The organism is Streptomyces glaucescens (genome assembly GCF_002154375.1).
GTDB classification, from domain to species: domain Bacteria; phylum Actinomycetota; class Actinomycetes; order Streptomycetales; family Streptomycetaceae; genus Streptomyces; species Streptomyces glaucescens.
Genome location: NZ_MUND01000395.1, coordinates 1 through 2982 on the forward strand (window position 1 = coordinate 1; position 2982 = coordinate 2982).

A 2982-nucleotide genomic window follows, 5' to 3' on the forward strand; every position below is an offset into this window, starting at 1 on the left:
TTGCGGACACGGCCTAGGCGTAGCGGCCCTCGAACCAGGCTCGGGCGGCCAGGGTGTGCAGGGGGAAGGCCAGCTCCTCGGGTCCGCGCAGGAGGTGCCAGCCCTCCGTTTCGTCGGTGGCGGCGGAGACGGGCAGGCTGTCGGCGGGGCGTTCGGGGAGGAGTCCGAACAGCAGCAGGTGGCCGTCCGGGGAGGCCGCGGCGTCGATGAGGCGGACGTCGCGGGCCGCCGCGTCGATGCCGGTCTCCTCCTTGAGTTCCCGGACGACGGCCTGGCGCCAGTCCTCGCGGTGGTCGACGTAGCCGCCGGGCAGTGCGACGCCTCCGCGCGCGGGGGCCACGGTCCTGGTGATGACGACGAGGGCGGTGCCCTCGGTGTCGTACACGGGCTGCAGGGCGACCGCGACCGGCAGGGGGTTGCGGTAGGCGACGGTGCCGCAGGAAGGGCAGGTGCGGGGCCAGTCGGAGACGCCCTCTCCGTAGGGCGTACCGCAGCTCGAACAGTGGGAGCCGGGGCCGGAGTTCGCGCGCTGGGATTCGGACACGCCGCGGACTGTATCCGATCACGGAGAGGGTGTCCCGGGGGTGGCGGGTCAGTGGCCGTGGGAGAGGGACTTCGCGGACACGGGGAAGTCGAAGTAGGTGTCCGGGTAGGGCTCGGGCTTGTAGGTGAAGTGCCACCACTCCTCGGCGAGGTTGACGAATCCGAGGGCTTCGAGGGTGTTCTTCAGCAGCAGCCGGTTGGCTCGCTGCTCGCCCTGGACGCGTGGGTCGAGGGTGTGGGAGAGGGTGTCGAAGCAGTCGAACGCGGTGCCCATGTCGACGGAGTTGTCGGGAGAGCGTTCGTCCTGGGGGGCGTAGCAGGGCACCAGGGGCCGGCCCGGGACGTACGGCCTGGTGGGCTTCGCGGGGAGCTTCACGATCGTGAGGTCGACGGTGGAGCCGCGGCTGTGTCCGGACTTCTCGGCGATGTAACCGTCCGCGAAGAGCCGGGTCTTGTCGACCCTCGGGTAGAACTCGTCCTTCATCGCCTGGTCGTCGAGGTCCTTCGCCCAGCGGACGAAGTGGTCGACCGCGCGTTGCGGCCGGTAGCAGTCGTAGACCTTGAGGGTGTAGCCCTGGCGCAGCAGCTTCGTCTGGGCCCGGTGGAGGGCTTCGGCGGCGGGGCGGGTGAGGATGCACAGGGGCTGCCGGTAGCCGTCGATGCGCTCGCCCACGAAGTTGTGCGGGGTGAAGTAGCGCATCTCCTGGAGGATCGTGCGGTCCACGGTGCGCAGTGCGACGAAGTCCTCCGGCGCGGTGGGGCCGGTGGTGGGCCGGGCGGTGGCGGTGGGCGCGGCGGCGGTCATGGCCAGCAGGGTGGCGGCGGCGGTGACCAGGCCGCGGGCCAGGAGGGAGATTCGTGTCATGTCGCCTGCGTCTACCAGGCGGTGGGGGTGGCAGGGAAGTGATCGGACGCGGGTCCGCGCGCGATCGTGCGTACGACCGCCCGCGTCCGGTCCGTGGTGGCGCGCCGAGCTTTTCGTACGCTGTGTGACCGGCCGGGAATGCTGCGTGAACGTCTCATGAACTGCGCCAAGGCGTGCGGGGGTGGCGACATCATGCTCCCGTGCACACCTGGTCGGACACGCTCCGCTTCGCATTCCAGCCGGTGGTCAACCTGTCCACCGGCGGTGTCGCGGCACTGGAGATCCTCGCCCGCCCGGAGACCGGCGACGTCCTGGCCGAGGCCCGCCGGGATCCCGAACTCGACGGCCGGCTGGCCGTGCTCGCGGTCCGGGCGGCCGTGCGTCACGAGACGCTGCTGCCGCTGCACGTCAACGTGTTCGCCGGGACCCTGGCCGACCTCGGCGGGCTCACCCAGCTGTACGACGCGGTGCGGGCGGCGGGGCGGCTGCCCTGGGAGGTGACCGTGGACGTGGTCCCGCCGTACACCCATGTGCCGCGACAGGGCCTGCTGGACGCGGTCGCCGCCCTGCGGGAGCGGGGCTTCCGGGTCAGCGCGGACGGGGTCGGAGACGGCGACGTACCCCTGCGCCTGCTCGTGGACCTGGCGCCCGATCTGGTGAAGCTGGACGGCTCGCTGCTGTCCCGGCCGGCCGCCGTGCGGGCCATGCGGACACTGTGCGACGAGTCGGGAGCGCTGCTCGCCGTCGAGGGCGTGGAGACCGAACTGCAGTGCGCGGCCGCGCGGTCGGCCGGGGCGCAGCTGGCGCAGGGCACGCTGTTCGCCCCGCCGGCCAGGCTGCCCGCGGCGGACGTGTACGTTCCACCCCGCTCCCCCGGCCTGGGCGCGGTGTCGCGGGCCGGGCCGTCGGTGCGGGAGTTCGTGCGGCCGGCCGCCCTGCTGCCGGACACCGCGTCCGCGGCCCAGGTGCGGGCGCTGCTGACCGGGTCGCCGGACGTGTCCGGGGTGCTGCTGGTGGACCGGAACGGGGTGCCGGTCCGCTCGGTGCACCGGTCCCGGTTCCTGCTGTCGATGTCGGGGCGGTACGGGCACGCGCTGTACGCCGACCGGCCCGCCGCCAGACTGGGCGATCCGCCCCGGACGGTGGGGATCGACGCCACCGCGTGGGAGGTGCTGGACGTGGTGGCGGACGGGGAGCGGGACCGTACGTCGGACGACGTCGCCGTCGTCGACGCGTACGGGCGGTGCGTGGGCGTCGTCCGCCTCGCCGACCTGGTGCGGGCGCTGGCCGAGTCCCGTGTCGAGGAGGCGGCAGGGCTCAATCCGCTGACCCGGCTGCCGGGTTCGGACGCGATCACCGGTGAGGTGGACCGGCGGATCGCGGACGGGCGGGCGTTCGCGCTGAGCTGGCTGGACGTGGACCACTTCAAGCAGGTGAACGACGGGGCCGGGTTCGCGGCGGGCGACGAACTGATCCGGTCGGTGGGGCGGGCGCTGCAGCTCGCGGCGTCGGGGAGTGTCCGGGTGGGGCACATCGGCGGGGACGACTTCCTGGTGCTGGCGGACCCGGAGGGC

At 73.1% G+C, this 2982-nt stretch carries 3 protein-coding genes; 1 reads left to right on the plus strand and 2 read right to left on the minus strand.

The window, feature by feature from the left end; translation table 11 throughout:
* Positions 1-13: 13 nt before the first annotated feature.
* Entirely contained in the window at positions 14-544 is a 531-nt protein-coding gene (locus CCN42_RS24745; RefSeq protein ID WP_086738930.1) for an NUDIX domain-containing protein, read from the minus strand.
* Positions 545-592: 48 nt separating this feature from the next.
* Positions 593-1408, minus strand: a complete 816-nt coding sequence (locus tag CCN42_RS24750; RefSeq protein WP_086738932.1) for a M15 family metallopeptidase — start codon at positions 1406-1408, stop codon at positions 593-595.
* Positions 1409-1608: 200 nt separating this feature from the next.
* On the opposite strand from CCN42_RS24750, the gene CCN42_RS24755 reads away from it, so the two are divergent.
* The coding region (locus CCN42_RS24755) for a GGDEF domain-containing protein (protein WP_086738934.1) at positions 1609-2982 on the plus strand (1374 nt) is incomplete at its 3' end.